The sequence below is a fragment of the Thiothrix litoralis genome, from assembly GCF_017901135.1.
Lineage (GTDB): Bacteria > Pseudomonadota > Gammaproteobacteria > Thiotrichales > Thiotrichaceae > Thiothrix > Thiothrix litoralis.
In genome coordinates, this window is sequence record NZ_CP072801.1 from 56,920 (window position 1) to 83,514 (window position 26,595).

Genomic DNA, 26,595 nt, shown 5'->3' on the forward strand with positions numbered 1-26,595 from the left:
GTCATTCGTTAAGGTTAGCAGGGCAGTGGTAGGGCTGCAAATACGGTTATCCCAGAAAGCTGTAAAGGTCGTCAACTTGCATCTCAAGGTTAATAGACTCCAGCAGGAAACGTTGTTGCCTGGTGTAGAGTTCCATGTGCCATTCGGTGCGTTTGCGATAAATCTCGACCACAGGGGTATCTTGTGAACACAATACATACTCTTGCAAAGCGGGAATCAGGCGATAACCAGCGAGCTTTTCCGTGCGGTCTTTACGGGCTGTGCTACTGGATAACACTTCCACAATCAAGCACGGCGCAGTATTGAAATGGTTCGCTGTTTCTTCCTCACACGTTACCTGCACATCAGGGTAGTAGTAGCGGGTATCATTCAGCGTCTGGATGCCCACCTTCATGTCGGACTGAAAGACTTGGCAAGGGCTACCCTTCAGGTGCAGCCCCAAACTTAGGAAAAAATTACCGGCTACCAGATTATGCCCCCGGCTTGCACCTGCCATTAGATAGGTTTGCCCGTTGACATACTCATATTTGAGGCCATCGGGACGGTCATTTTCACCGAGCAAATAGTCTTCTGGAGAAAGATAGGTGGGTTTTGTTAACGCACTCATGGTATAGGCTTCCGTGGTTTAACAGACCTTGAGCCTAGCAGCACTGGTTTACAACCGCAAATCTGGGGCGATCTTCAATCGCTTCCACATTGCGGAGCACCGGCTCATACACCACCACAAGGAGAGATTGGGTGTGGCTATTTATTTTGGCTTGGCGTTAAGCACGCTACCGCCCTACCTTGTCATTAATCAGTATCGAGTCAGTGAAAGATGTAAGCCCACATCGAGAACGCTACCGCCCTGCCTTGTCATGGTCGGCATCAGTAAGCAGTGTCAATTCAGATGTGGTGTAGCTTAATACAGTGTTGAATGCTTGCCTGTGACGGGGGTCACATTGCCTAGGCAATAGTACAGACACGCTATCGTTCTACCTTGCTATCAGCATATCTAAAAAATTTAGCTTGTTTCATGAAATAAAAAAATCACAAAAACAAACGAATTTTTTTTAAAAAATCTTGCTGGGTAAGTAGAGTAAGCATACCACGCGAACAAAATTTGTCCATAGCTCAAGTTGAAAACCTGTGAAATTATAAATATGGAGTGGATATATTTTGACATTGTTAGATGTGAGATGGATCACATACTTGTAATTAATAAAAATTATAGACTATAACGCTTAATTTTATTTTTGCGCGTCAAACCGTGAAGTATGTGTCTCGACGACAATCAGGGGTGTCAATTTCATGCAAAGTGGAAACAGAACGGGATTTCCTCACCGTTTCTTACAAAGTATTGTGGCTATTGTCCTATTGATGGCCTTGTTGGGGGGATGGGCTTCTGCAAGCGCTGCCCCTTCCATGACAAGTCCAGCTTCTGGCAGTGTTCTGTCGGGTTCTTCAGTGAATTTTTCTTGGGCAGCAAACGGTGTAGCGGTAACACAATGGTGGTTATCGGTGGGCAAGACCGTGGGCGGCACGGACTACCTCAGCCAAGATCAGGGGAGCGCCACCAGCAAGACCCTCAGTGGCCTGCCGGTGGACGGTCGCACGGTGTATGTGCGTTTGTGGTACAAGCTGGGGGGTATTTGGGTATCCCTAGACTACACCTACAAGGCCGCCAGCAGTAGCGGCGGGGGCACTGGTACAGGAGGGGGCAGCACGACTCCGGCGCTGTCCAGCCCGACATTGGGCAGCGTGCTTTCAGGCGCATCCGTTGATTTTTCTTGGTCGGCAAACGGTGTAGCGGTAACACAATGGTGGTTATCGGTGGGCAAGACCGTGGGCGGCACGGACTACCTCAGCCAAGATCAGGGGAGTGCCACCAGTAAGACGGTCAGTGGTCTACCGGTAGACGGTAGTACGGTGTATGTGCGTTTGTGGTACAAGCTGGGGGGTATTTGGGTGTCCCTAGACTACACCTACAAGGCCGCCAGCAGTAGCGGCGGTGGTAGTAGCAGCGGGGGTTCTACAGGGGGCAGCACGACTCCGGCGCTGTCCAGCCCGACATTGGGCAGCGTGCTTTCAGGCGCATCCGTTGATTTTTCTTGGTCGGCAAACGGTGTAGCGGTAACACAATGGTGGTTATCGGTGGGCAAGACCGTGGGCGGCACGGACTACCTCAGCCAAGATCAGGGGAGTGCCACCAGTAAGACGGTCAGTGGTCTACCGGTGGACGGTAGCACGGTGTATGTGCGTTTGTGGTACAAGCTGGGGGGTATTTGGGTATCCCTAGACTACACCTACAAGGCCGCCAGCAGTAGCGGTGGCGGTGGCAGCGGCGGGGGTTCTACAGGGGGCAGCACGACTCCGGCGCTGTCCAGCCCGACATTGGGCAGCGTGCTTTCAGGCGCATCCGTTGATTTTTCTTGGTCGGCAAACGGTGTAGCGGTAACACAATGGTGGTTATCGGTGGGCAAGACCGTGGGCGGCACGGACTACCTCAGCCAAGATCAGGGGAGTGCCACCAGCAAGACCGTCAGTGGTCTACCGGTGGACGGTAGCACAGTGTATGTGCGTCTGTGGTACAAACTGGGAGGCATCTGGGTGTCTCTAGACTACACCTACACGGCATCCAAGGAAGTGGCAAGCAAACTTATTACAGACCCATTCCTGCTGAAGTGTTTCGGCGGTAGTGTGCCCAGTGATGTTGCCCTAAAAACCTTGAGCACCTTTACCTGCGATGGCGTTGACCTTTCCACTGCCAACCTGTCGCAACTGATGCAACTGACCAACCTGCGTACCTTAGACTTGTCCCACACCAAGCTGACGGAGATCAGCGGGCTTGCCGGGTTGACCCGGTTGACCAGTCTGAACCTGCAATTCAATGCCATCACCAGCATCAGTGCCTTGTCTGACATGACACAACTGCAATACCTGAACCTCGGCTTTAATGAGATTACCGACATCTCGGCGCTGGTTAGCCTGAACAGCTTGCAGGAACTGTATCTGGATGCGAACACGATCAGCACCATTAGCACGCTATCGGGCAAAACCACGCTGACCAAATTGTATCTGGATGATAACCAGCTCAGCAGCATCAACGCCTTGTCCGGCCTGACCAACCTGACGCATCTCGGCTTGGGTTACAACCAGCTTGGTTCGGTCAATGCCTTGTCCGGTTTGAGCAAACTTCAGGTGTTGGTACTGGATGCCAATAATCTAAGTAACATCAGCTCACTTGCCCGCTTGACTGCTTTGCAGCGACTCTATCTGCGCGGCAACCTGTTGACGGATGTGACGTCGCTGTCTGGCTTGACTGGCCTGCAAATACTGGAACTGGGTTTCAACCAGCTTGCCAATGCCGCTCCACTGAGTCAGTTGACTAACCTGACCCAACTAGGGCTGGATTTTAACGCGTTTACCAATGTCAGTGCGCTCTCGGGGATGACCCAGTTGAAGAGCCTGGATCTGGAACACAACCTGCTAGTCACGACTAACGGGATCCCTAATCTGAGTGCTCTGAATGGCTTGCTGCGGCTGGGAAACAATCTTCTGTTGGATGAGGACATTAGTTCACTGGCTGGCATGACCAACAGCTACAGTTTGCATCTGGAAGACAATTGTCTGGCGAGCATTTCACTGCCCAGCCAGATCAAGGTCTACGGTGAAGACTGGCAGTTCCCGGCCTCTGTTTGTGGGGGTACTGCGCCGGTTGCCATTGGTAAAACCTCAGAAATCTACAAAAATACGGCCACCATTATCCAGTTGGATGCCATCGACCCGAATAATGATGCACTGAGCTTTAAACTGGAAAGCCTTTCGGTGTCTGGGGGGGTGCTGAAGACAATGGATGGTAGCCTTGCAACCGTTGGCAATCTGTCGGGTAATGAGGTGCAGTTTGTGCCGAATATCGGTTATCTGGGCAGCGCTGGCAGCTTCCGTTTCTCGGCGACCGACAGTCACAGTGAGAAGTCGCAAGTGGTGACGGTGCAAATCAGGGTCATTGACCCCATGCTGGCCGATTGTTTTGGGGCCTATATCCCCAGTGATGCAGACTTGCAGGCGATGACTTCGCTGAATAGTTGTAGTAGCAAGAACCTGACAGACATCAGCGCATTACCGTTCTATTTCCCTAAGCTGCAAAGTTTGTTCCTAGGCGGGAATGCGATTACGGATTACACGCCGTTGCAGAACTTGCCGAATCTGACGGGTTTATCCCTGGAGGGGAATAACCTGGATATGAATGCGCTGGAGGTGTTGTCCGGTTTGCATAACATGCAGGTATTGGAACTGGATAAATGCCAATTGGACAATGCCGATGTAGCCAGACTGTCCAGTTTGACAAAACTGTATCATCTGGTGTTGAGTGACAATCAAATGACTGACATCAGTGCCTTGTCCGGTCTGACAGGCTTGGTCGTCTTGAAGTTGGATAAGAATGCTATTAGCGACCTGACGCCTTTATCTGGCATGTATCGTTTAAGTAATTTGAGCCTGAGTAGCAACAGGATTGCGGAGAAGCAAGCTAGCAATTTGACTATTCTGTCGGGTAAAACCACCCTGAGCTATCTCGAAATAGATGATAACGCTCTGTCAAATGCCAGTGCATTGGTTTCCTTGGCCAATGTGAAGACCTTGGCACTCAGAAATAACCGTTTATTGACGGCTGATGCCCTGAAATCCATGAGCCAATCGTTGGCCTTGTATGTCGCCGGTAACTGTTTATCCGGCACTGCCTTGTCGGGGTGGCCCACCAACATTACGCTTGATACGGCTGGTGCGCAGCGGTCGGCGGTCAATGGGGTTTGCCCGGCCTATACGCCTTAACTGGACGAGGGTGGAGAGCTTGTGTAATCTGGCTGCTCCACCTTCCAGTCAGGATATAAGCACTTGTTAACCTACCTGCTGCGGCGTCTGTTGTTGATGATCCCCACTTTGTTGGGGATTACTATTGTCGTGTTCACTGTCATGGCACTGGCTCCCGGTGGCTTGACGGCGCAATCGTTGGTCGGTGGCGCGAACATGAAACCCGCCGAAAAGCAGGCGCTGACGGCTTATTACAACAAGCGTTATGGCCTCGATCAACCCGCGCCACTCCAATATTTACGCTGGCTCAACAACGTTTCCCCCGTCGGCCTTACGCAGGATGACGCAGGTAAATACACCGGCTTTTCCTTCACCAAGGGCATGGATTTGGGCGATAGCCTGATGTATGGGCGGCCTGTCAGCGAAATCCTTGCCGAACGCATTCCCATCACTTTATTACTTAATCTGGTCACGTTGCCACTGATTTACGTGATTGCGATTGTGGTCGGTGTGAAGGCGGCGACGGATCGGGGGGGGCGTTTCGATACGATTTCGAGTGTGTCGATGCTGGCGCTGTGGTCGATTCCTACCATGTTGGCGGGGGTGTTGCTGCTGGGTTTCTTTGCCAATACCCAGTATTGGCAATGGTTTCCGACGGCGGGGATTAGCAGCCGCGAGGCGCAGGATATGCCCTTCCTGCCACATATGCTGGCGGGGGCATGGGTTCCCGGCTACTTGCTTGACCGGGTGTGGCATTTGGTATTGCCGGTGATTTGCCTGTCTTACGCTGGGTTTGCGGGCTTGGCGAAGTTGACGCGTACTTCGGTGCTGGAAAACCTGCAAGCCGATTATGCGCGTACTGCCCGTGCCAAAGGCTTGGCGGAAGAGGATGTGTTGTGGAAACACGTGTTCCGTAACAGCTTGTTGCCACTGATTACCGTGTCTGCTGGATTGCTACCCAGCTTGTTGGCAGGTTCACTCATTGTGGAAAACATTTTCAGTATTAATGGCATGGGGCAATTGGCAGTGGAGGCGGTGAAAGGCCGTGACCGTGAGCTAGTGCTGTCGATTACCTGGATCAGCGGTTTTTTGACCCTGATTGGTTATCTGATTGCGGATTTCTGTTACACGCTGGTAGACCCAAGGGTGACGTATGACTGATATGACGGCACACACAGTCAGCCGCGAAACGTTTTTCCGGCGTGTCTGGCGAGCCATTTGGCCGCGTATTGGGGTGAAACTTGGCTTCGCGTGGGTGGGGCTGCTGGTCTTCATGGGAGTGTTCGCGCCGTTTTTAGCCAATTCGATGCCATTACTGATGAGTAAGGGCGGGCACATTTCTGCGCCTGTGTTGGAATACCTGACGGTCGAAGATGTGTTCGTATTGGCGGTGTTTGCCTTGGTTGTGGTGCTGGCATGGCTGCGCTTGAGTGGGGGTAAACGGGTGTTGCTGTTTCTGGCAGGAACGCTCGTTGCTGCCGTCTTGGCGAATCTGCTGGTGAAGCCACCGGCGGTGAAAATTTACGATGATTTTCGTGCTCCAGCGTATACCGAGGCGGATTGGCGCATGATGCCACCCGTGCCGTATGCGCCGACCGATTACCTGCGTGATTACCCGGAACACGGGCTGGAGCAGCCGCTCAAGGCTACGGATGGGCGCTTTCACCTGATGGGTACGGAGGAAAATGGTGCGGATGTGTTTAGCCGCATGATTCATGCTTCGCGTATTGCGCTGAGCATTGGGTTGATTGCGACCAGTATTTCCATGGTGATCGGCGTAGTGCTGGGCGGGCTGATGGGGTATTTTTCCGGCGTGGTGGATATGATCGGGATGCGCTTAGTGGAAATTTTCGAGGCGATCCCGACGCTGTTTTTGCTGCTGACCTTCGTGGCGTTTTTCGGGCGCAGTTTGTACATGATGATGATCATTATCGGTGTCACCAGTTGGTCGGGGTATGCGCGGTATATTCGGGCGGAATTCCTCAAGTTGCGTAAGCAGGAGTTTGTGCAGGCGGCGGTAGCCAGTGGCTTGCCGTTGTCGTCGATTTTGTTCCGTCACATGCTGCCGAATGGGGTTGCGCCTTTGCTGGTGGCGGCGAGTTTCGGGGTGGCTTCGGCGATTTTGGCGGAAGCGACGCTGAGTTTCCTCGGCCTCGGTCTGGTGGGTGAGCCGTCGTGGGGGCAAATGCTGGATCAGGCGGTGAAATCGTCCACTTTCAACTGGTGGATGGCGGCATTCCCCGGCGGTGCGATTTTCTTCACGGTGTTTGCCTATAACCTGATCGGCGAAGCCTTCCGGGATGCGATTGACCCGAAGTTGTCACGCAATGCGGGGGTAGGCTCATGAGTCAGCCATTGCTGGAAGTCAGGAACCTGCGCACTTACTTGAACAGTGGCGGGCGTACCGTGAAAGCGGTCGATGATGTCAGTTTCAGTATTCCCAAGGGTGAAACCTTTTGTCTGGTGGGCGAATCGGGCAGTGGCAAGTCGATTTCGGCGCTATCCGTGATCCGCTTGTTGCCGCAGGGCATTGCCTCGCATCCGGGCGGTGAAATCCTGTTTAACGGGCAAGATATACTCAAACTGCCGGAAGATGCATTGCGCGGCATTCGTGGTTCGCAAATAGCGATGATCTTTCAGGAGCCGATGACCTCGCTGAATCCGGTATTTTCGGTGGGGGAACAGATTACCGAAGCCCTGCAATTGCACCACCCGACCATGAGCGATGAAGAGGCGCTGGAACGGGCATTATTGGCGTTGGAACAGGTGCAAATCCCCAAGGCGCGGGAACGTTTCCACGATTACCCGCACCAGTTATCGGGTGGGCAACGGCAGCGGGTAATGATTGCGATGGCGCTGGCTTGTGAGCCGGAATTGCTGATTGCTGACGAGCCAACCACGGCGCTGGATGTGACGGTACAGGCTGAAATCCTGCGTTTGCTGCGTCAATTGCAGGACGATACTGGCATGAGCACGCTGTTCATTACCCACGATTTTGGGGTAGTGGCGCAAATGGCGCAACAGGTTGGGGTGATGCAGCAGGGTAAGCTGGTGGAGGTGGGCAGTACCACGCAGGTGTTGCGGCATCCGCAACATGCTTATACGCAGCAATTGCTGGCGGCAGTGCCGGAGAATTTGGTGAGAGAGAGGAAAATCCCCCCCAGCCCCCCTTTTGCAAAGGGGGGAAAAGAGAGTCTCCTTTCTATTCGTAATCTCAACGTTTGGTTTCCCATCAAAAAAGGTCTGCTCCGCCGCACGGTCGATCATGTGAGGGCGGTGGATGATGTGTCGCTGGATATTCCGAAAGGCCAGATCGTGGCATTGGTGGGGGAGTCCGGTTGTGGCAAGACCACGTTGGGGCGAGCTATTTTGCAACTGGAAAAGCCAACGTCTGGCAGTATTCAGTTACACGGGCAGGAGCTGACCGGCTTATCGGCGCGGGAATTGCGCCCATTGCGTCCGAAAATGCAGATTGCTTTTCAGGACCCGCAATCGTCGCTTAACCCGCGTTTGCTGGTGGAAACCACTCTGACCGAGCCGCTCAAGGCACACGGTATTGGCGTAAATCAGGAAGAGCGCATCGAACGTGCTGCGCAGATTCTGGACGATATGCAGCTTCCACGGGATGCGCTGTGGCGTTACCCGCACGAATTTTCCGGTGGGCAACGCCAGCGTATCGGTTTGGCACGCGCTTTGGTGTTAAACCCCGAATTCATCGTTTGCGATGAAATCACCAGTGCGCTAGATGTGTCGGTACAGGCCGAAATCTTGCAATTACTGCTGAAAATTCGTGACGAACACAACCTGACGCTATTATTTATCACGCACAATATCGGGGTGGTGGAATACCTCAGCGACCAAACGATGGTGATGTACAAAGGCAAAATCGTGGAACGAGGGGCTACCGCTGAGGTATGCGGTAATCCGCAAGAAGATTACACGCAGAAGTTGCTGTCAGCCGTGCCACGTTTGCTCATTTGATCAGGAATTAATCCTTCTTCCAGAATTTTTTACCGCAATCCTGACACCAGAATTTGTGCTGGCGGGTGAGCAGTTTTTCATACCAGGTTCGTCGTACTGCCATTACATAGGCGCTGCGGCAGGCAGGACAGCCCATGCGGCTTTTTTTCAGCCAATCGAACTGATGGACGCTGGAAAATGGACGCGGCGGCGACGTTACGACCAACGCTTTGGATGTACTTAACATAGCAAAAGCCCTTGACACTCGGGAAACCAATAATCTAATACAAGCCAGTGCAAAAATCAATCTACTTGATACTGGGGTATTTGCTTTATAATTAATCAGTTAAAGGTCAATTGATGGCATCGTCGCTTTGCCAGAGGTAGCGCCCCACCGCTAGCCATGAGCCAATGACCCCCAGAAGACTGCTGGCGAACAGGATTTTCAGGGTCATGAGCACATCAATACCGCTGAGTATGAAAGTGCTGCCATAAAGGCTGGCGAGTTTGGTGACCGGCGCAATCAGGAATAACAGCGCGATATGCACGATCACCAGGCTCAATACTCCCCCAAATAACCCCAGCCAGATGCCGTTATAAATGAAGGGGCGGCGGATGTAGGCATTGGTTGCCCCAATCAATTGGGTGACGCGGATTTCTTCCTTACGGTTTTCGATGTCGAGGCGGATGGTATTGCCGACCACCAGCAGCACCGTCATCCCCAGCAAGATAGAAACGACCAGCACGATGCGTTCCGCAATCCGCAGGATACCGCGTAGGCGTTGTACCCATTCCACGTCGATTTGTACGTCATCGACTTCGGGGTAGGTTCTGAGTTTTTTGGTGAGGCCATCCGCATCCATATCCAGATTACCGAGCAGGCTAAGGCGTGGGGTGAGGATCAACACATGGGGCAGGGGGTTTTCATCCAGCGTTTCCAGTGTTTGCGCAAAGCCGGTAATTTTGCGGAAATCAGCCAGCGCTTCCTCGCGGGTCACGACGCGCACATTGTCTATTTCGGGCAATTCGGAGAGCAATTCCGCGCGGTCTTTGGCCTGCTGTTCGGAAACAGATTGTTTCAGGAACAGGGTGACAGTGGGGACTTCACGCTTGTCAGCCGTCAAGGTCTGCATATTTTTTAGCAGCAAGTGCAAGCTGGTGGGCAGGGAGAGCGCAATCGCAATCGCCGCCAAGGTGATCCAAGTCGACACCGGGTTGAACCACAGGCGTTCCATGCTGAACTTGATGGCACCAGACTGTTGGTTCCACCAAGCGTTAAAAGGGGTGGCATAAAAGGATGCGTTGCGCTTGGGAGCCGCTTTTTTGTTTGCAGGGTTCGCCATTAGTCTACCTTTTGGAGCACGATGGTGCGTTTTTTCATGCGTTCTACCAGGGCGTGGTCGTGGCTGGCAATCATGACCGTGGCACCGAGTTCGTTGAATTGTGCGAAGGTAAACATGATGTCTTGTGCCAGTTCTGGGTCAAGGTTGCCGGTGGGTTCGTCCGCCAGAATAATGGTGGGTTTATTGACCATCGCCCGTGCAATGCCCACCCGCTGTTTTTCCCCGGCGGACAGCATCAGCGGGAAGGTGCTTTCGCGGCCTGTCAGCCCGACCTTATCCAGCGCGGCTTGTACGCGGCGGCGGGTTTCGCTTTGCCCCATTCCGGCGATGCGCAAGGGCAGGGCGATATTGTCGAATACCGTGCGGTCATACAGCAGGTGCGGGTCCTGAAAGATGAAGCCAATGCGGCGGCGGTAATTGGGGATTTGGCTTCTGCCCAGCTTGCTCAGGGAACGCCCACCAATCAAAACATCGCCTTTGGTGGGGCGTTCCAGCATGGCTACCAGTTTCAGCAAGGTGCTTTTACCAGCGCCGGAATGCCCGGTGATGAACACCATTTCACCAGCTTCCAGCGTCAGGTTGATATTGTAAAGGGCTAGTTGCCCTGTTGGGTATTTTTTACTGACTTGCTTGAATTCAATCATGTAGTGTTAACTATTCCCGGTAAGCAGGGCGCTGGTGAATTCATAGGCATCGAATTCCTGAAGGTCATCAATGCTTTCACCCACGCCGATAAAGCGTACCGGGACTTTAAGTTGTTGGGCAATAGCGAGCAGGATGCCACCTTTGGCAGTCCCGTCGAGTTTGGTGACGGTAATACCCGTCAGCCCTAATGCTTCGTTGAATTGTTTGGCTTGTACCAAAGCATTCTGGCCGATACTGGCGTCCACGATCAGCATGATTTCATGCGGGGCGGAACCGTCCAGTTTTTGGATGACGCGCTTCACTTTTTTCAGCTCATCCATCAAATTGGTTTGCGTGTGCAAGCGCCCGGCGGTATCCGCCAGCAGCACGTCGATTTTGCGGGCTTTGGCCGCTTGCACCGCATCGAAGATCACCGAAGCCGAATCAGCCCCGCTGCCTTGGGCAATCACCGGGATATGGTTGCGTTCGCCCCAGATGGTGAGCTGTTCCACGGCTGCGGCGCGGAAGGTGTCGCCTGCGGCTAGCATCACCGATTTGCCGTCTTGCTGGAATTTTTTCGCAAGCTTGCCAATGGTGGTGGTTTTACCCGCACCATTAATGCCGACCATCAGTAGCACAAACGGTTTGTGGCTGCTGTCGATTTTCAGCGGTTGTGCAGCCGAGCGCAGGATGTCGTGTACCTTATTGTACAGAGCCTGCATCATGGCATCCATATCTGCCAGTTCGGCGCGGTTGACCCGGCTGGTGAGGTCGTCCATGATTTCGCGGGTGGCCTCTATGCCGACATCTGCCATCAATAAACGGGTTTCCAATTCCTCCAGCACATCGTCGTCAATTTGCTTTTTGCCCATAACCAGCGTATCCATACCCATGATCAGGGCATTACTGGTTTTGGAGAGGCCGCGTTTCAGACGCGCGAACAAACCTTCCGCCGGAGCGGCTGGTGATTCTTGAGGCACCGCAGGGGTGTTTTCAGGCAATTCCTGGTTTTTTTTCTTTCCGAATCCAAACATCGTACAATGACCGCCCAGCTTTTTACTATCGTCAGGTGAAAGAATGCGAAGAATACTACCATTTGCCGGACAAAACCGTAATATCAAAACAATTCTAGCGGTTTCTGTCGTGTTTGCAGGTTTTTTTATGCCACCCGTGCAGGCTATTGAGCGCGTGAAGGTGGAAGTACCGGTACACGAATACAAGCTGGATAACGGTTTGAAGGTGTTGGTGAAACAGGATAAGCGTGCGCCGATTGCCGTGGTGCAGTTGTGGTACAAGGTGGGTTCGAGCTACGAACACGGTGGTCAAACCGGGCTGTCACACGTGGTCGAACACATGATGTTCAAGGGCACGACCAAGTATCCCACGGGCGAATTTAATCGCATCATTGCCGAAAACGGAGCACAAGATAATGCCTTCACTGGGCAGGATTACACCGCTTATTACCAAATAATTGCCGCAGACCGACTGGAAGTGGCCTTTGAACTGGAATCTGACCGGGTGCGCAACCTCACCTTGCCGCCCGCCGAATTCAGAAAAGAAGTCGAGGTAGTAAAGGAAGAGCGTCGCTGGCGTACTGAAGACAAGCCGACGGCGCTGACCCGCGAACAGTTTGAGGCGGTCGCTTTCCTCAACAGCCCTTACCATAACCCGGTGATTGGCTGGATGGCAGATCTGGATGCCATGCAAGTGGAAGACTTGCGGGCATGGTACGAGCGTTGGTACGCGCCCAACAATGCCACGCTGGTAGTGGTCGGCGATGTTGACCCCGCCGCCGTTTACGAATTGGCGAAAAAGTATTACGGCCCACTCAAGCCCACCGAGAATATTCCGAAGCCCAAGCCACAGACCGAAGTGGAGCAAAAAGGCTTGCGCATGATCAAGGTCAAAGCGCCTGCTGAATTGCCGTACATTATGATGGGCTACAAAGTCCCCGGCATGATCAATGCCAAGCAAAAGTGGGAGCCGTATGCACTGGAAATGCTTGCAGGTATTTTAGACGGTGGCAACAGTTCACGTTTATCCAAAGAGCTGATCCGGGGTAAGGAAATCGCCTCCAGCGCCAGTGCGTGGTACAGCGGTTCCGGGCGCTTGCCAGATTTGTTTAGCCTGAGCGGAATGCCGACCAAGGGCGAAAAGCTGGAAACGGTCAAAACGGCCTTGCTGGAACAAGTCGAAAAACTCCGCAACGAGCCGGTGTCGGCGGAAGAATTGGATCGCGTTAAGGCACAAGTGATTGCCAGTGAAATCTACGAACGTGATTCCCAACAGAATCAGGCCATAACGCTGGGTTCGCTGGAAACGGTGGGTTTGGGTTATCAACTGTCGGATGAATACGTCGATAATATTTTGGCGATTACGCCCGACCAGATTCAGGCCGTGGCGAAGAAATACCTGATTGAAGATACGCTGACGATTGCGGAACTTGACCCCCAACCCATTGACCCGAACAAGCCGAAAAACGCGCCGAGTTTCGTGAGGTAAACACCATGTTGAAAAAGATATTGTTAGCACCACTGGTGCTGTTGGTGGTGTTTGCACCCTTCGCACACGCCGCCCCTCAAATCGAGCACTGGACAACGGCTAACGGTTTACGGGTGTATTACGTTCCCGCACCTGAGTTGCCGATGATGGATTTGCGGCTGGTGTTTGACGCGGGCAGTGCGCGGGATGGCACAAAGCAAGGTCTGGCAATGCTGGCGAACGATATGTTGAACAAAGGCGCTGCTGGTTTGAGTGAAGACCAGCTTACCGAACAGTTTGAATCGATTGGTGCGGTGTTTTCTTCCAGCGCATCCAAGGATATGGGGGCAGTGGGCTTGCGCACCATTACGCTGGAAAAAGAGCAAAAGACTGCGGTCGATCTGTGGCTGAAGGTTTTGTCCAAACCCGATTTTCCACAAAAAGACTTCGAGCGGGTGCAAAAGCTGACGCTGGTCGGTTTGCAAGCGGAAAAGCAAGACCCGGAAAGTTTGGGGAGTAAAGCCTTCTACAAAGCCTTGTACGGTGATCACCCTTACGGGCAGTCCGAAAATGGTACGGAAGAGAGCATTCAAGCGCTGACAGTCGACGACCTAAAAGCGTTTTACCAACAGTATTATGTCGCTAAAAACGGCTTGCTAGCCATCGTGGGGGCGGTTGACCGTAAGCAGGCGGAAGCCTTGGCGGAACAGGTGTCGGCGGTGTTGCCAGCGGGTGAAGCGGCTGCGCCCATCCCTGAAGTAAAGCCATTGACGGAAGCCAAAACCGTGAAGATTCCTTACCCTTCGGCTCAGTCACACATTTTGGTGGGGCAGATTGGTAACAAGCGTGGGGATGACGATTATTTCACCTTGTATATGGGTAATCAGGTATTGGGGGGCAGCGGTTTTACCTCGCGCCTGATGAAAGAAGTGCGTAATGACCGGGGTTTGAGCTACAGCGTCTACAGTTACTTTGCACCGATGGCGCAATTGGGTGCGTTTGAAATCGGCCTGCAAACCAAGCAGGAACAAACGGCCGAGGCGCTGAAAGTGGTGCGTGATGTGCTGGGCAAGTTCCAGAAAGAAGGCCCCACCGATGAGGAGTTGGAGGCTTCCAAAAAGGATATTACTGGCGGTTTCCCGCTGCGTACTGCGAATAACAGCCAGATTGTGGAATACGTCGGGGTGATCGGCTTTTACAAATTGCCATTGGATTATCTGGATACATTCACCGGCAAAATCAATGCGCTGACCCGCGAGCAGATTGCCGATGCGTTTACACGCCGGGTACAGCCAGACAAAATGGTAACGGTGATCGTGGGTGGCGATGAAAAATAACCTGCTGCGTATCATTGGCGGCGAATGGCGCAGCCGCAAGCTGCGTTTCGCTGATGTACCCGGTTTGCGCCCGACGCCAGACCGGGTACGTGAAACCCTGTTTAACTGGCTGCAACAGCAAGTGCCAGGGGCGCGTTGCCTCGACTTGTTTGCGGGCAGTGGCGCGTTGGGGCTGGAAGCCTTGTCGCGCGGGGCGGCTGAGGTGGTCATGGTGGAAAAACATCCTGCTGCTGCCAAAGCCTTGCGTGACAACATTGCCTTGTTGGGGGCGCAACAGGCCGTGCTGGTGAATGATGATGCCTTCCGTTACCTGCAACGGGAAACGGACGGTTTTGATTTGATTTTCCTTGATCCACCTTTTCGCAAGCATTTTCTGGAACCCGTTCTCGACACCCTGTTTGCTAAAACGCTGCTGAAATCGGGCGGCATGATCTATTTGGAGCAGGAAATGGGTGCTGCTACCGACTTCTCCCGCTTCAATCTAAATGTCCACCGCGAAACCACTGCCGGACAAGTGCAAAGTTTGTTACTTTTTCAGTGATTTTGTTCAGCAAAGATTCAGCTTGTGATCTAATCTTATTGAGTGTGTTGTGTCTTGTTGAAGTGTTGTGGAGGTCTCTCATGTCTGGTGTGTTAGTGCAAGGATGTGCAATTCTGTTAGCGTTTGCCGTGGTCGGTTGTAGTGCTGTTAATGAATCCCCTAAGCCGGTGAGTGTTGCGGGGGTAGTTACACCGATAGCGGTGGTAGCAACGTCAAAGTCGGCGTCAAAGTCGGCGTCAAAGTCGGTGACGTTGTTGGATAGAGTGGTGTGGAACGCGCAAAAGCAGCAGGGGAAAATGTACCGCTGGGGCGGCACCAGCCCAGTTAGCGGATTCGATTGCAGTGGTTTGACGCAATATGCCTTCAGAAATGGGGCGCAGGTGTCGATTCCGCGTACCGCCGCCGAGCAATACGCCGCCGCCGTGAAAGTGCCGAAAGAACAGAGCCAGAAGGGCGATCTGGTGTTTTTCAATACCAGTGGCAAGCGAGTGAGCCATGTGGGGATTTATTTGGGAAACAATAAGTTCGTTCATGCGCCGCGCACCGGGAGAGCTATTGCTACTGATCAATTGAAAGGCTACTGGGCCAATCGGTTGGTTGGGTTTGGACGGATTCCGGGGGCGTGCCGCCCTAGTTATTCTTGAGAGTAGCGCGAATTTTCCAGAGAGGGCATATTGCCAGAGAGAGCGTACAGTGTACGCCCTCTTCGTTGGTTTCCATTTTGCGTTATACTCACGCGCTTTGAAGAAACCCCCGCTGGTACGGAGTCCCATTAGTCCATGTTAGTTTTCTCCAATCTCGGCTTACGGCGCGGTAGCAAGGAATTGCTCGGCGGCGCTACATTAAACATCCACCCCGGCCAGCGGGTCGGTTTGACCGGCGCGAATGGCACGGGCAAATCCAGCCTGTTTTCACTGATTCGGGGCGATCTGTCACCGGATGTGGGCAATTTCAGCATTCCCGCCGGTTGGGTGATTGCGCATGTCAAACAGGAAACCCCCGCCACCGAAGCCACGGCGCTGGATTACGCGTTGGAAGGCGATGCCGAATACGTCAGTCTGAAGGCGCAATTGGAACATGCGGACGGAATGCACATTGGCGATTTGTACGCCAAGCTGGATGCCATTGACGGTTATACCACCGAAAGCCGCGCCGCCACCTTGCTGCACGGGCTGGGTTTCAAGCCGGAAGACATCCGCAACCCGGTTTCCAGCTTTTCCGGCGGTTGGCGGATGCGTCTGAATCTGGTGCAAGCGCTGATGTGCCGTTCCGACCTGTTGCTGCTTGACGAACCCACCAACCACCTTGACCTCGATGCGGTCATCTGGCTGCAAGACTGGCTGAAAGCTTATCGCGGCACGCTGCTGCTGATTTCGCATGACCGCGAATTTCTCGATGCGATTTGCACCCAGATTGCGCACATCGAACAAGGCCGCATCACCCTGTATACCGGCGACTACTCGACCTTCGAGATCACCCGTTCGGAACGGCTGGCGCAACAGCAATCCGCCTATGTGAAACAGCAACTCGAACGGGCGCACATCCAAAGCTATGTCGACCGTTTCCGCGCCCAAGCCACCAAGGCACGCCAAGCGCAAAGCCGCTTGAAAGCGCTGGAACGCATGGAAACCATCGGTCCCGCCCACGTCGATTCCCCGTTCACCTTCAGTTTTAAGACGCCGCACAAGCTGCCCGACCGTCTGCTACACGTCGATAAAGTCAGCATCGGTTACGGCGAAAAGATCATCGTGGCAGGCATCGAACTGCAAATCATGCCGGGGGATCGCATCGGCTTGATCGGCCCCAATGGCGCGGGTAAATCTACCCTGATCAAGTTCATGGCTGGCCTATTGCCTGCCCAAGGCGGCGAAAGCTGGCAGGCGGCCGACATCAAAATCGGCTACTTCGCCCAGCACCAGTTGGAACAACTGAAAATCGACCAGTCGCCGCTGCAACATTTACGCGAACTCGACAAGCAAGCCCGCGAGCAAGATTTACGTAACTACCTCGGCGGCTTCGCCTTCCAAGGCGCACGGGTAGATGAAGCGATTGAGCCATTTTCCGGCGGTGAAAAAGCCCGTCTGGCACTGGCCTTGCTGATTTACCAGAAGCCCAATCTGCTACTGCTCGACGAACCCACCAACCACCTTGACCTCGACATGCGCCTTGCTCTGAGCATGGCCTTGCAGGATTACGTCGGCGCCATGGTTATCGTCTCGCATGACCGCCACATGCTGAAAATGGTGACGGACAAGCTGCTGCTGGTGGAAGGCGGCAAGGCGCAAGAGTTTGACGGCGACCTCGACGATTATTCCGTGTGGCTACAAAAACGTTTCCGTGAGGAAGAGCAAGCCGCAGGGCAGGGTGAGATGCCTGCTCCGGCGGCCTCTCACAGCGCGGCAGGACGTAAAGACCAGCGCCGTGAATCGGCCGAAAAGCGCAAACGCTTCCAGCCACTTAAGCAAAAAGCCGACAAGCTGGAAAAAGAGCTGGAAAAACTGGCGCAGCGCAAAACCGACTTAGAAGCAAAACTCGCCGAGCCAGATATGCACACCGAGGCCAACAAGCAAGTATTGAAGCAGTTGCTGCTGGATCAATTGGCGCTGGAAACGAAAATCAGCACTGCGGAAACCGCATGGATGGCAGCCAGCGAAGAGTACGACACGGCAATGGGAGGGGATTAACTATCCCTCCATTCAGCAATTTCCCTCCCCACTAATCTCTCTAATTTCTCCATATTCGACGAAAAACAGTTCGCACGCTCGGCAGGGTATACCTTGTCGAGCGAACTTCATTTCGCCCCTCCAATACTCATTTTAAATCCAAGTATATGATAATCAATAAAAAATAGGATTGGCACGTCAGTTGCAATATCTCTAATGTGATTGGAAACGTATTTCGTTAGGGAGAAAACATCATGTACACAGCAGAGTTCGAAAATTTTGAATTTGAAGACGAGTTCGAGAATGAATTCGAGGAACCTAGTCTGTCACGCCCGTTTAGCGAGCAGCAGGAAATGGAGTTGGCGGCTGAGTTATTGGAAGTGGGTTCGGATGAGGAGTTAGAGGAATTCCTCGGTAAATTGATTAAGAAAGCGGCTAAGGGTGTCGGCAGTTTTGTGCGTTCCCCAGCCGGTAAAGCGGTCGGTGGTTTTCTGAAAGGGTTGGCTAAAAAAGCATTGCCAGTAGCGGGTGCGGCTTTGGGCAATTTTGTTGTGCCGGGAGTGGGCGGGGCGATTGGCGGCAAATTGGGTTCGGTTGCCAGTTCCCTGTTTGAGCTGGAGATGGAGGGCATGAGCCCAGAAGACATGGAGTTTGAAGTGGCGCGTCGGTTTGTGCGTTTAGCAGGGGCTACCACGACTGCTGCTGCCCGCAATAACAAGCGTGGAACCCCGGATGTGGTGGTGAATCGTGCTATTCAGAATGCTGCCCGCCTGCACGCGCCGGGTTTGCTGCAAAATCGCCAGCCATCACGCAGTGGACGTGCCAGTTCCGGGCGTTGGGTCAGAAGTGGTAATCGCATCATTTTATTGGGTGTTTAAACAATTCAGGCAAAAGGAGAGATGTCATGCACGATATTGATGGAACCCTGTTACGTGGGGTGCAAAGTGAATGGGAAAATGACGGCGAATCAGAATGGGGTGCAGAGAATGAATGGGAAACCCAAGATGAATTCGAGTTTGAAACCGCTGACGAGTTTGAAGCTGAGGCTGATCTGGACCCAGAAGACGCGCTAGCAAGCGAGATGCTGGAGTTGGAAAGCGAAGCGGAAATGGAGCAGTTCTTGGGAGGCTTGATCCGCCGCGCCGCGAAGCGGGCAGTGCCGTTAGCCAAACAAGCAGGACGCTTTTTGTACAAAACCGCCCAGCCGCATTTGAAACAAGCTTGGAAGGGAATTGGGAACGATTTAGTGAACAAAGGTTCCGATGCCGCCCGTGGTTGGGTGGATCAAAGTGCCAGTCGTTTGTTTGGTGAAATGCCGAGTGCTGCCAAAAACCGGGCTGCACTGAATGTTGCCCGCAAAGTGGTACAAGCAGCGCAGACAACCGGGAAACAGATGGCACGCTTACCACCAAGCTCGCCACCGGCTGCGGTCAAAACGATTGTCACCAAGGCTTGTCAGCAGTATTTCCCACCAATGGAGAGGGGAGTATCTGGTAAACGCGGTACGTGGGTACGGCAGGGTAATAAGATCATTCTGTTCGGCCTTTAGGAGGTGTGTGATGTCGGCTGCTCTGAATGCTTACCTGGATCAGGAGGCGAGTGCCTTGCTGAGCCGTCTGGAATCGGTCTTGCCGTTTTCCAGAACCATGCCGATGGTGGCCGCATCATCGCCGAGTCAGGAAATTTTACACACGATTGAAGTGCACATGCGTGAGCAATGTAACCAGCAACGCCAACGCATTTTAGGGTTTCGCCAGTGGCTGCACAGTCCGACGGGTAGGGTGGCTAAGCCGACCGTGGTGCAACGCCAATTCACCGTGGTGAAGTTACGTTTCAATGCGGTACTGGATCAGTTGGACATCTTTGCGGATGTACTGACCCAGCGCGGTGAGTATGAGCACGGCGTGTGGATGTCGGCGTTGGATTATGCTGCGCAGGATGCTTTACGCAAGCCGGGGGGGGATTACGAGCCATTGCCGATGATCTGTTATTTGGAACGTGGGCATGGTGCGGCTATTCGGCGGGCGCGAACTAGGCTACCGGGTGGCGTTGCTAACCCTGTCAGTATTGTGCGGGTTCCACGTGAGCGCATGGTGGGTGGTGGGATTGCTTCATCCCTGTTTCATGAAGTGGGGCATCAGGGCGCTGCACAACTGGATTTGGTCAAAAATTTTGGTGAGACCTTGCAGGCGCAGCGTCAGCCGGGTCAGGTGTGGGACTTCTGGATACGTTGGCGTTCAGAAATTCTCGCCGACTTTTGGGCATTGGCACAGCTAGGGGTGACAGCAACGGCGGGGTTGATGCTGGTGGTTATGTTGCCACGGGCATTTGTGTTTCGTATCAGTATGGATGCACCGCACCCGTTTCCGTGGATGCGGGTGCAGATCAGTTGCCACTTGGGTGAGCTGCTGTTTCCCGACCCGCAATGGCAACGCCTTCGGGAGCGTTGGGAGGCGATGTATCCGCTTCGCAGCGTGAGTCCGCCTGAGCGTGCAATAGTTGAGGCTTTATTGAAAAGTTTGCCCGAGTTTGCCCGTACCTTATTGGCGTTTAAACCGACCGCTATGGGGGGCAGACGCTTGGTGGAATTATTTCCTTTGGCGGCGCGGCAACCAGAACTATTGCGACGACGCTTCAGGCAATGGCAGCAGAATCCACCCGTTATGTACAACCATCCACCCGGCGAGGTATTCGCGGTCTTCGGGCAAGCGCGTGAGGATGGCGCATTAGGTGCGGCCAATGAAGCAGAACTATTGAAGCGCTTATTTAACCATTGGGCGCTGGAGAATTCGGGCATTGGCAAAGTCGATGCCGTTAGCAAATCGTAAACGCATACTGTGGTATGCAGGAGAGTGAGTGATGGGAACTACACAAAGCATCATAAGTTTCAGTGTTTTTAAGAAAGAATTATTGTTTTCAAACATAAAGAAACTAAATTTCACTTATAGATCTAATGGTGTCTTTCATTCGGAGATACTTGATGTTAAACCGGATGAGTGTACTTTGGATGAGAAGGAGGTTGCCTTCTGTTTTTCTGCTACATATAAAGCAAAAGAAAATATAGATGACGATTCAGTAGTTCTACTTGTTTGGCTAGATCAGGGATTTGTTGAGGCATCTGTCAATAAGTCTCAGTCTATTGGGAAAAGTAGCTCTATCCTTTTTAAAGGAAAGGTTTTTCATATAGATGAAATAGAGGAGCTTGCAAAAGGCGTTGTGATTGATGCTTCCAGTTTTATTAAGAAGAGTAGTCGAGATGAGGCCGTTCCTGTTAGTTTGCAACCAGCAAGCAAGCGCCCTAGTTACGAAAGTGTTCTATGGGAGGTTGTGAAAGAGAGAACGGGAGCTATTTCATTTGATGCTTATGGACAATACTTAAATGGTGTTTTTTGTTTGAATTCAGAGGAATCAAAAGCTTATAGACAAGCTAATGAGGTGACAGGAATTTCATTTCAAGGGTCTAATGCTTATGATGCGTTGAATATGGCAACCGACTGTTTTCTTAAAGAGGAGTGCGGTGTTGTTGAGGATGACAACATGCTCGAAAACTGGCTGAGATTTATTGATAAAGATGATCCTGGTACCAATCTGCTGGATAAGTGGCGTCAGAATGCACAAAAATTAAAAGATGATTACTTGTTGGGTATTAAACATGATGTGTCACAGCCTCTGCCTTTGCCGTATATGCAATTGATTCGGGAAAAACTGGGTGAATTACCCTTGAAAAGCGGTATGGCCTTGGGTTTTTCTATCAATACTAAAGAGAAAGAAGGTGAGTCTTGCTATGGTATTTCTACTGCGCGGGCTGCTTGTCCTACCATGATAGAGCTGATTTGGTCTTATTGGATGGAAGAAAGCTTGCTAGTGCAAACGATGAATGCTATTACCCGCCGTTTCCAGAACGTGCGTGCCGGTAATGTGGACCCATTGGCACGGATGGATATTGATCCCTTGCGTCCAATGAGTAATTTGTTATGGGGTTATATTCAAGATGAACCTTCGCGTCTTTCATTGATTCGCCGTGCTTATGAATACGATCATCACTATGGTTTTTCCTTGGCAGGTAAAGCGGTGCCAAAAATCAAAACAGCCGATAGCCGTTCGCGTTTTCTGGGGGCATTCCACCAGTTGTTGAATTTGGCACATCGTTTCTTTCGTTCATACGATGATACAACCATCAAGGCGGATGCTTTTCCTTTGCTGAATGCGTTGCGTGAAGTGCATCTCATTTTGGCAGAAGGGGCGCATAACCAATACGGTGATTTGCCTTGGGTCGCGCGTAAGGAAATGCTGATGATGCAGTGGATGTTAGCTCGCCCAGAAATGCGTGAATTTATTGGTGGACGCACCATGGTTCCCCAAAAAGAGCGGTGGATGGATCGGGTCGATGGTATGAAACGGTTACAAGGTTGGTCAGGTACGGCAACTACTCATTTTGTGGATTTGGCACAGACGGGTGAGCGTTTGTTGCTGTCTATTCGCTTTGCCTCTTGGAGTCAGATAGATAAAAGCGAAGTCGCATTGTCGTGGGCGGTTTTCTGGCGTGATGACATCCAGCGTTATGCACATGCTTACCGAGCGGTGACAGGTGTCGATCTGACAGAACCGATGGCGCAAACGGCGTTGGATACTAAACCACCTTCGTATTGGCTATTGCAACGTGAGGCATCCTGAGCCCTGAGGAGCCTGCATGAATACGCCTGTGCTGCATTTTAATCGTGCGCATTACCTTGATCTGAGCCCTTATCCGCTCAGGGTAACGCAGCCAGTAGCGACCGGGATGCCTGCTGTATTGTTCGAGTCAAGTCAGGAACGCTTATTGGCTAAGCAAATGGCAGCCATGCAGGGGCAAGCGGCAGCAGTGCTGGGTATGTCTACCTTGCATCTGTTCTGGGACTGGTTTGAGTTGGTGCGCCAAACGCCCGTGCAGGTATTCATGGCGCAGGATACCTACCCCTTCATCCAGTTATTGGCAAAGCGTGCGTTTACACCACAGCGGTTGCAGACGTTCCGGGATATGGCTGAATTGGCAAAACAATTGGCACAGGTGTCACCGGCAAGTCTAGTGATGGTGGTGGCAGATAGTTGGTCATTGCGCCGTAATCAGCCTTTCGCCGTTAAATCCTGCTTAAAGTTGTTGAGCGGTCGGCGCGGTTTGTTAGTGTTGGACGATACGCAAACCTGTGGCTTGTTGGGGCATAACCCGTCACGGCAATTACCGTTTGGGGGCGGTGGCGGTGGTATTTTGCCGTGGGTTGGTGTTGCCACAGAACAAGTGGTGCTGATTACCTCGCTTGCCAAGGCATTAGGTACGCCGGTGGCGGTGTTGTCGGGGAATGCAGCCGTGGTCGACTGTTTTCGGCAACAGTCGCATACCCGTACCTATTGCAGCCCGCCGTCGCCTTGGCTTGTGGAACATGCGCTGCACGCCCTTCAGCAGAATGCACAAACAGGCGGAAGGCGACGCCGGTCGTTGGTCGGGCATATCCATTATTTTCAGGCGCAGTTACAGGGCGTAGGCATTCACTGGGAAGGTGGGATCTTTCCAGTGCAGAAGCTGGTTTTCCCCTATGACTGGCAGTGTGTGGCGATCTACCGTTACCTGCGTCAGCGCCAGGTGGAAACCGTGGTGACCCGCAGCGACAGCGGTGCTTGTGCCTTGACGGTGGTGTTGCGGGCAGGGCATCGGCGGGAAGATATTCGGCACTTGGTGATATTGTTGACCCAAGCGGTGGCGCAGTTGCCAACACCCATGCGTGGGCGCGTCAGGTCAGGGTGTCCATTTAGCCCGGAACTGTTGTAGGGAGCGCACGGTTATTCCCAAGCGTTCGGCGGCTTTTGCCATATTGCCGTGTTCTTCCTGAAGGGTCAGGGTGCGGGCAATATCGGCAACGTATTCTTTGAGTGTTTTCAAATCCATACCGTGATGCAAGGCGGTGAGTACGGGTTGATGGAAACTTGCCTCATAATCGGCGAAATAGGTTGCTCCAATCTTTTGTAGGTAATCACGCGGAATATCATTGGTGGATAATGCGCCGTAGCCGTTATAACGCCCGCACATGGCTCTGACTAATTGCCGTAACTCGCGCACGTTGCCGGGAAAGTCATGGGCTTGCAGGGCGTAAATGAGTGTTGGATCGACGGCGGGTGGTTCGGTAAATTCTTCGTGCAGGAATTTGTCGAGTAACAGCGGAATATCATCCTTACGCATTCGCAGCGGTGGCAGGCGAATGATATTGCTGGCAATGCGGTGGAAAAAGTCTTGGCGGAAGGTGCCGTGGCGCTGTTCTGTTTCCAGATCACGATTGGTGGCACTCACCAGTCGAAAATCGAGGGTTTGCCAGCGGTCGCCCCCTACCCGTTTATAGGCTTTTTCCTGAATCACGCGCAGTAAGGATGCTTGCAGAAATGCGGGAAGTTCGCCTACTTCATCCAGAAACAAGGTGCCGCCCGCCGCTTGCTCAAACATGCCTTCACGGGTGCGGATGGCATTGGTGAATGCGCCTTTTTCATGCCCAAAAAATTCACTGCCTGCCAGTTCGGGTACGACAGTGGTGCAGTCCAGTACCACCAGATCTTGTTTGTGTTCACGTTGATCGACGGTGTGTAATAAACGTGCAATCAATTCCTTGCCGGTACCAGGCTCGCCCAATAACAGGACATTCGCATGGGAGTAGCGCCCAATTTCAACGGTATTGCGCAAGACGTTTAGCCATGTTGGACTCTGACCGATGATCTGTTCACGAATGGCTCGCGCACTTAAAATACGGTCGATTTGCGCCCAGCGTTGCAATTGTCCTAGTACTGCTTGCAGCAAGCTGTTGGGGTTTTGCCAGCAAAACAGGTGCGATACGCCAGCGGCAATCAGGTGAAGTTGTTGTTCCAGCGTGAGTTGAGGTTGGCAGCAAACCAGAATCATGCGGTGGCTGGCTTGTTCCGCATAATGGGGTAATTTTTCCAGTAGTTCATTGTCGATGGTATTGGCGATCAATACACCCGGCTGTTCGCTGTGCTGTAGTGCCTGTGTGGGGGGGTGATGTGTTGCTTGGCAAAGTGCATTTACCCACGACGCACATTCGCGCGTTGCGGCATCTTTTTCTATGGATACCCAGCCCAACATGATGATCGCCCTCGCATTATGTGCCCAGTTTTCTGCGTGATATAATTTTCTTCTGCTTAATATATAGCTTATGAGAGTGGGTTTGTGGGGGAGAGTGTCATTGGTATTTTCTATGACTAGGTGTCAGCCCAGAGTTTGAATTGTTGTTCGGTAAGTTGTAGCTTGTCGCACAGTGCTTGTAATTTTACCAAGTCTTTCTCCCCGCGCCGCAAATCCACCGGCACTTCCGGCACTTCGCAATGAATACCGGTCAACTGCCGTGCCAGCCGTAGCGTCGCCTGATGTTCTTCCACCAAACCTTGCAAGCGTTTCGCCCCACGGGTTTTCATTAGCCCGATTTCGGGGATGCGCGACAGCAACATTTCCACACTGCTGAATTTCTGCAACAGCTTGGCAGCGGTCGACATGCCAATGCCCGGAATGCCGGGAATATTGTCGGCTATATCACCCGCGATGGCTAACTGATCGGGAATTTGCGCAGGCCATACCCCGAATTCTTTTTTCACCCCGCCGGGCGGTAGCGGTGTGCGCCTGCCGTAATCCCACCAGATGTCGTGTTCGCCGACCAGTTGGGTCAAATCTTTGTCGCCGCTGATGATCATGCAAGGCGTGCCGATGGCTTGTTGCTGTTTTGCCCAAGTGCCGATTACGTCGTCGGCTTCAAAGTGCTGGCTGGCGGTTTGCACAATGCCTAGCGCATCCAGAAAGTCGCGGCACAGTTGAAATTGATATTTGAGTTCGTCCGGGGTGGGGGAACGGTTGGCTTTATAAGCGGGGTAAATGGTCTTACGGGTGGACGTTTTCAGGCTGGTATCAAAAGCGAAGCCGATTTGCTGCGGCTGTTCGGTTTGTAGCAGGTTGTAAACGAAGCGCAGGAAACCCAGCACGGCGTTTACCGGATTGCCGTCGCGATCCAGCGGAATGGGCTGGCGCACGAACCAGGGGCGGAATACGTAAATGCTGGCGTCAATTAGCCAGACAGGGTTTTCAGGCATGGTATTTTTCAGGTGGCGAATAAGTTTCTGGACTATAAACATAGAACTATAAAAATGCACGGCTAGGCTTTTTATGAAAGAATGAATTGATAGTGATTATTGAAGGAGAGGACATGCTGAATCTGCGTGCAATGGGATGGGTGCTACTGGCAACATCCACCCTGTTTGGGGTAGCCGCTTGTGATAAGCAATCCGCTGTAGTGATGCCACTAGCGGTGAAGCCACTAGAGATGCTCTCCGTGGATGGTATTGGGCCTATCAATGGTGAGACGCCATTTAATCTGCATGATATTACCATGGCTTTTCAAGGGCTTAACGTGGCGCAACGTACCAATTATGCTGATGGTGAGGAATACCCGGTCATTACCGTGAGCAAGGGTATGAAGCCATTGTTGACGATTAACCCGGATGCAAAGCAAGAAAAAGTTTTCTCGGTGATGGTGGATGATAACCTGATTGGCAATCGCCTCGGTCATTCTATTGGCTCTAAATTCACCGATGTTTACACTTTTGGTGCAACGGAAGAATGTGCAGCAGGTTCAGAAGAATTTTCTGGAAAAGTGCTGTGCTATGCGCCAAAAACCGGCAATGTGCTGTATTTGTTCGGCGGAACTTGGAATGGCCCGAATGGTTCCGTACCCCCTAAAGACGTGCTGGCCAAGTGGCAAATGGAAGCCATCATCTGGAAACCACCCGCGAAATAAGAAGCCTCTCTTGCTCCCTTCACCCCTTGCGGGGGA

Annotated in this window: 22 protein-coding genes; 15 read left to right on the forward strand and 7 right to left on the reverse strand. The window is 52.6% G+C overall.

All coding sequences use genetic code 11. The annotated features are described in order from the left end of the window. Positions 1-46: 46 nt before the first annotated feature. The gene (locus J9253_RS00310) at positions 47-607 is read right to left on the reverse strand and encodes a Uma2 family endonuclease (RefSeq protein WP_210222780.1); all 561 of its coding nucleotides are present in this window, start codon (positions 605-607) and stop codon (positions 47-49) included. Positions 608-1,404: 797 nt separating this feature from the next. On the opposite strand from J9253_RS00310, the gene J9253_RS00315 reads away from it, so the two are divergent. The 4 genes from J9253_RS00315 to J9253_RS00330 all read left to right on the forward strand — a co-directional run bounded on the left by J9253_RS00315 (position 1,405) and on the right by J9253_RS00330 (position 8,772). Beyond that, a complete protein-coding gene (locus J9253_RS00315; RefSeq protein WP_210222781.1) occupies positions 1,405-4,812 on the forward strand; it encodes a leucine-rich repeat domain-containing protein in 3,408 nt (1,135 codons plus the stop codon). 63 nt (positions 4,813-4,875) lie between these two features. Beyond that, positions 4,876-5,952 (forward strand): ABC transporter permease, encoded by a 1,077-nt coding sequence (locus tag J9253_RS00320; protein WP_210222782.1) that lies wholly within the window; start codon positions 4,876-4,878, stop codon positions 5,950-5,952. A gap of 1 nt (position 5,953) precedes the next feature. Beyond that, complete coding sequence (locus J9253_RS00325; RefSeq protein ID WP_228291454.1) at positions 5,954-7,138, forward strand: ABC transporter permease; 1,185 nt, start codon at positions 5,954-5,956, stop codon at positions 7,136-7,138. Then, complete coding sequence (locus J9253_RS00330; protein WP_210222784.1) at positions 7,135-8,772, forward strand: ABC transporter ATP-binding protein; 1,638 nt, start codon at positions 7,135-7,137, stop codon at positions 8,770-8,772. The genes J9253_RS00325 and J9253_RS00330 overlap by 4 nt, the downstream gene beginning before the upstream one ends. 7 nt (positions 8,773-8,779) lie before the next feature. Here the strand turns inward: J9253_RS00330 and J9253_RS00335 are convergent, their stop codons facing one another. The 4 genes from J9253_RS00335 to ftsY all read right to left on the reverse strand — a co-directional run bounded on the left by J9253_RS00335 (position 8,780) and on the right by ftsY (position 11,752). Next, a complete protein-coding gene (locus J9253_RS00335) occupies positions 8,780-8,998 on the reverse strand; it encodes a hypothetical protein (protein WP_210222785.1) in 219 nt (72 codons plus the stop codon). A gap of 106 nt (positions 8,999-9,104) precedes the next feature. Further along, complete coding sequence (gene ftsX / locus J9253_RS00340; protein ID WP_210222786.1) at positions 9,105-10,094, reverse strand: permease-like cell division protein FtsX; 990 nt, start codon at positions 10,092-10,094, stop codon at positions 9,105-9,107. Further along, the gene (ftsE, locus tag J9253_RS00345; RefSeq protein WP_210222787.1) at positions 10,094-10,738 is read right to left on the reverse strand and encodes a cell division ATP-binding protein FtsE; all 645 of its coding nucleotides are present in this window, start codon (positions 10,736-10,738) and stop codon (positions 10,094-10,096) included. Before ftsE ends, ftsX begins: the two co-directional genes overlap by 1 nt. 6 nt (positions 10,739-10,744) lie before the next feature. After that, positions 10,745-11,752 (reverse strand): signal recognition particle-docking protein FtsY, encoded by a 1,008-nt coding sequence (gene ftsY / locus J9253_RS00350; RefSeq protein WP_210222788.1) that lies wholly within the window; start codon positions 11,750-11,752, stop codon positions 10,745-10,747. Positions 11,753-11,795: 43 nt separating this feature from the next. Here ftsY and J9253_RS00355 point away from each other — a divergent pair, with 43 nt between their 5' ends. The 10 genes from J9253_RS00355 (at position 11,796) to J9253_RS00400 (ending at position 23,543) form a co-directional block, all read left to right on the forward strand. Then, positions 11,796-13,220: a M16 family metallopeptidase gene (locus J9253_RS00355; RefSeq protein ID WP_210222789.1), complete on the forward strand. Its 1,425-nt coding sequence runs from the start codon at positions 11,796-11,798 to the stop codon at positions 13,218-13,220. Positions 13,221-13,225: 5 nt separating this feature from the next. Continuing rightward, on the forward strand, positions 13,226-14,536 hold the full coding sequence (locus J9253_RS00360) for a M16 family metallopeptidase (protein ID WP_210222790.1): 1,311 nt from the start codon (positions 13,226-13,228) through the stop codon (positions 14,534-14,536). Beyond that, complete coding sequence (rsmD, locus tag J9253_RS00365; protein ID WP_210222791.1) at positions 14,526-15,077, forward strand: 16S rRNA (guanine(966)-N(2))-methyltransferase RsmD; 552 nt, start codon at positions 14,526-14,528, stop codon at positions 15,075-15,077. Before J9253_RS00360 ends, rsmD begins: the two co-directional genes overlap by 11 nt. Before the next feature lie 80 nt (positions 15,078-15,157). Beyond that, positions 15,158-15,721, forward strand: a complete 564-nt coding sequence (locus J9253_RS00370; RefSeq protein ID WP_210222792.1) for a C40 family peptidase — start codon at positions 15,158-15,160, stop codon at positions 15,719-15,721. A gap of 135 nt (positions 15,722-15,856) precedes the next feature. Further along, positions 15,857-17,761, forward strand: a complete 1,905-nt coding sequence (locus J9253_RS00375; RefSeq protein ID WP_210222793.1) for an ATP-binding cassette domain-containing protein — start codon at positions 15,857-15,859, stop codon at positions 17,759-17,761. Between the two features lie 233 nt (positions 17,762-17,994). After that, positions 17,995-18,618 carry a hypothetical protein gene (locus tag J9253_RS00380; RefSeq protein WP_210222794.1) on the forward strand — a complete coding sequence of 208 codons (624 nt, stop codon included), beginning with the start codon at positions 17,995-17,997 and terminating at the stop codon, positions 18,616-18,618. A 26-nt stretch (positions 18,619-18,644) separates the two neighbouring features. After that, the gene (locus tag J9253_RS00385) at positions 18,645-19,289 is read left to right on the forward strand and encodes a hypothetical protein (protein ID WP_210222795.1); all 645 of its coding nucleotides are present in this window, start codon (positions 18,645-18,647) and stop codon (positions 19,287-19,289) included. 10 nt (positions 19,290-19,299) lie between these two features. Continuing rightward, positions 19,300-20,568, forward strand: a complete 1,269-nt coding sequence (locus tag J9253_RS00390) for a hypothetical protein (protein WP_038140635.1) — start codon at positions 19,300-19,302, stop codon at positions 20,566-20,568. A gap of 31 nt (positions 20,569-20,599) precedes the next feature. Next, positions 20,600-22,414, forward strand: coding sequence for a hypothetical protein (locus tag J9253_RS00395; RefSeq protein ID WP_210222796.1), 1,815 nt, complete (start codon positions 20,600-20,602; stop codon positions 22,412-22,414). 16 nt (positions 22,415-22,430) lie between these two features. Beyond that, complete coding sequence (locus J9253_RS00400; RefSeq protein ID WP_210222797.1) at positions 22,431-23,543, forward strand: aminotransferase class I/II-fold pyridoxal phosphate-dependent enzyme; 1,113 nt, start codon at positions 22,431-22,433, stop codon at positions 23,541-23,543. Here J9253_RS00400 and J9253_RS00405 read toward each other — a convergent pair. Then, on the reverse strand, positions 23,511-24,860 hold the full coding sequence (locus tag J9253_RS00405) for a sigma 54-interacting transcriptional regulator (protein ID WP_210222798.1): 1,350 nt from the start codon (positions 24,858-24,860) through the stop codon (positions 23,511-23,513). The two genes, J9253_RS00400 and J9253_RS00405, sit on opposite strands and share 33 nt — an antisense overlap. Positions 24,861-24,976: 116 nt before the next feature. Then, on the reverse strand, positions 24,977-25,855 hold the full coding sequence (locus J9253_RS00410) for a 5'-3' exonuclease (RefSeq protein WP_210222799.1): 879 nt from the start codon (positions 25,853-25,855) through the stop codon (positions 24,977-24,979). 113 nt (positions 25,856-25,968) lie between these two features. Here J9253_RS00410 and J9253_RS00415 point away from each other — a divergent pair, with 113 nt between their 5' ends. Beyond that, positions 25,969-26,559, forward strand: coding sequence for a DUF1131 family protein (locus tag J9253_RS00415; RefSeq protein ID WP_210222800.1), 591 nt, complete (start codon positions 25,969-25,971; stop codon positions 26,557-26,559). Positions 26,560-26,595 lie beyond the last annotated feature (36 nt).

Excerpts from the sequence above, each read along its gene's own strand:
- J9253_RS00310 (WP_210222780.1), bottom strand. The coding sequence starts at position 607 with ATGAGTGCGTTAACAAAACCCACCTATCTTTCTCCAGAAGACTATTTG.
- J9253_RS00315 (WP_210222781.1), top strand. The coding sequence starts at position 1,405 with ATGACAAGTCCAGCTTCTGGCAGTGTTCTGTCGGGTTCTTCAGTGAAT.
- J9253_RS00325 (WP_228291454.1), top strand. The coding sequence starts at position 5,954 with ATGACGGCACACACAGTCAGCCGCGAAACGTTTTTCCGGCGTGTCTGG.
- J9253_RS00330 (WP_210222784.1), top strand. The coding sequence starts at position 7,135 with ATGAGTCAGCCATTGCTGGAAGTCAGGAACCTGCGCACTTACTTGAAC.
- J9253_RS00335 (WP_210222785.1), bottom strand. The coding sequence starts at position 8,998 with ATGTTAAGTACATCCAAAGCGTTGGTCGTAACGTCGCCGCCGCGTCCA.
- ftsX (WP_210222786.1), bottom strand. The coding sequence starts at position 10,094 with ATGGCGAACCCTGCAAACAAAAAAGCGGCTCCCAAGCGCAACGCATCC.
- ftsE (WP_210222787.1), bottom strand. The coding sequence starts at position 10,738 with ATGATTGAATTCAAGCAAGTCAGTAAAAAATACCCAACAGGGCAACTA.
- ftsY (WP_210222788.1), bottom strand. The coding sequence starts at position 11,752 with ATGTTTGGATTCGGAAAGAAAAAAAACCAGGAATTGCCTGAAAACACC.
- J9253_RS00355 (WP_210222789.1), top strand. The coding sequence starts at position 11,796 with ATGCGAAGAATACTACCATTTGCCGGACAAAACCGTAATATCAAAACA.
- J9253_RS00360 (WP_210222790.1), top strand. The coding sequence starts at position 13,226 with ATGTTGAAAAAGATATTGTTAGCACCACTGGTGCTGTTGGTGGTGTTT.
- rsmD (WP_210222791.1), top strand. The coding sequence starts at position 14,526 with ATGAAAAATAACCTGCTGCGTATCATTGGCGGCGAATGGCGCAGCCGC.
- J9253_RS00370 (WP_210222792.1), top strand. The coding sequence starts at position 15,158 with ATGTCTGGTGTGTTAGTGCAAGGATGTGCAATTCTGTTAGCGTTTGCC.
- J9253_RS00375 (WP_210222793.1), top strand. The coding sequence starts at position 15,857 with ATGTTAGTTTTCTCCAATCTCGGCTTACGGCGCGGTAGCAAGGAATTG.
- J9253_RS00380 (WP_210222794.1), top strand. The coding sequence starts at position 17,995 with ATGTACACAGCAGAGTTCGAAAATTTTGAATTTGAAGACGAGTTCGAG.
- J9253_RS00385 (WP_210222795.1), top strand. The coding sequence starts at position 18,645 with ATGCACGATATTGATGGAACCCTGTTACGTGGGGTGCAAAGTGAATGG.
- J9253_RS00390 (WP_038140635.1), top strand. The coding sequence starts at position 19,300 with ATGTCGGCTGCTCTGAATGCTTACCTGGATCAGGAGGCGAGTGCCTTG.
- J9253_RS00395 (WP_210222796.1), top strand. The coding sequence starts at position 20,600 with ATGGGAACTACACAAAGCATCATAAGTTTCAGTGTTTTTAAGAAAGAA.
- J9253_RS00400 (WP_210222797.1), top strand. The coding sequence starts at position 22,431 with ATGAATACGCCTGTGCTGCATTTTAATCGTGCGCATTACCTTGATCTG.
- J9253_RS00405 (WP_210222798.1), bottom strand. The coding sequence starts at position 24,860 with ATGTTGGGCTGGGTATCCATAGAAAAAGATGCCGCAACGCGCGAATGT.
- J9253_RS00410 (WP_210222799.1), bottom strand. The coding sequence starts at position 25,855 with ATGCCTGAAAACCCTGTCTGGCTAATTGACGCCAGCATTTACGTATTC.
- J9253_RS00415 (WP_210222800.1), top strand. The coding sequence starts at position 25,969 with ATGCTGAATCTGCGTGCAATGGGATGGGTGCTACTGGCAACATCCACC.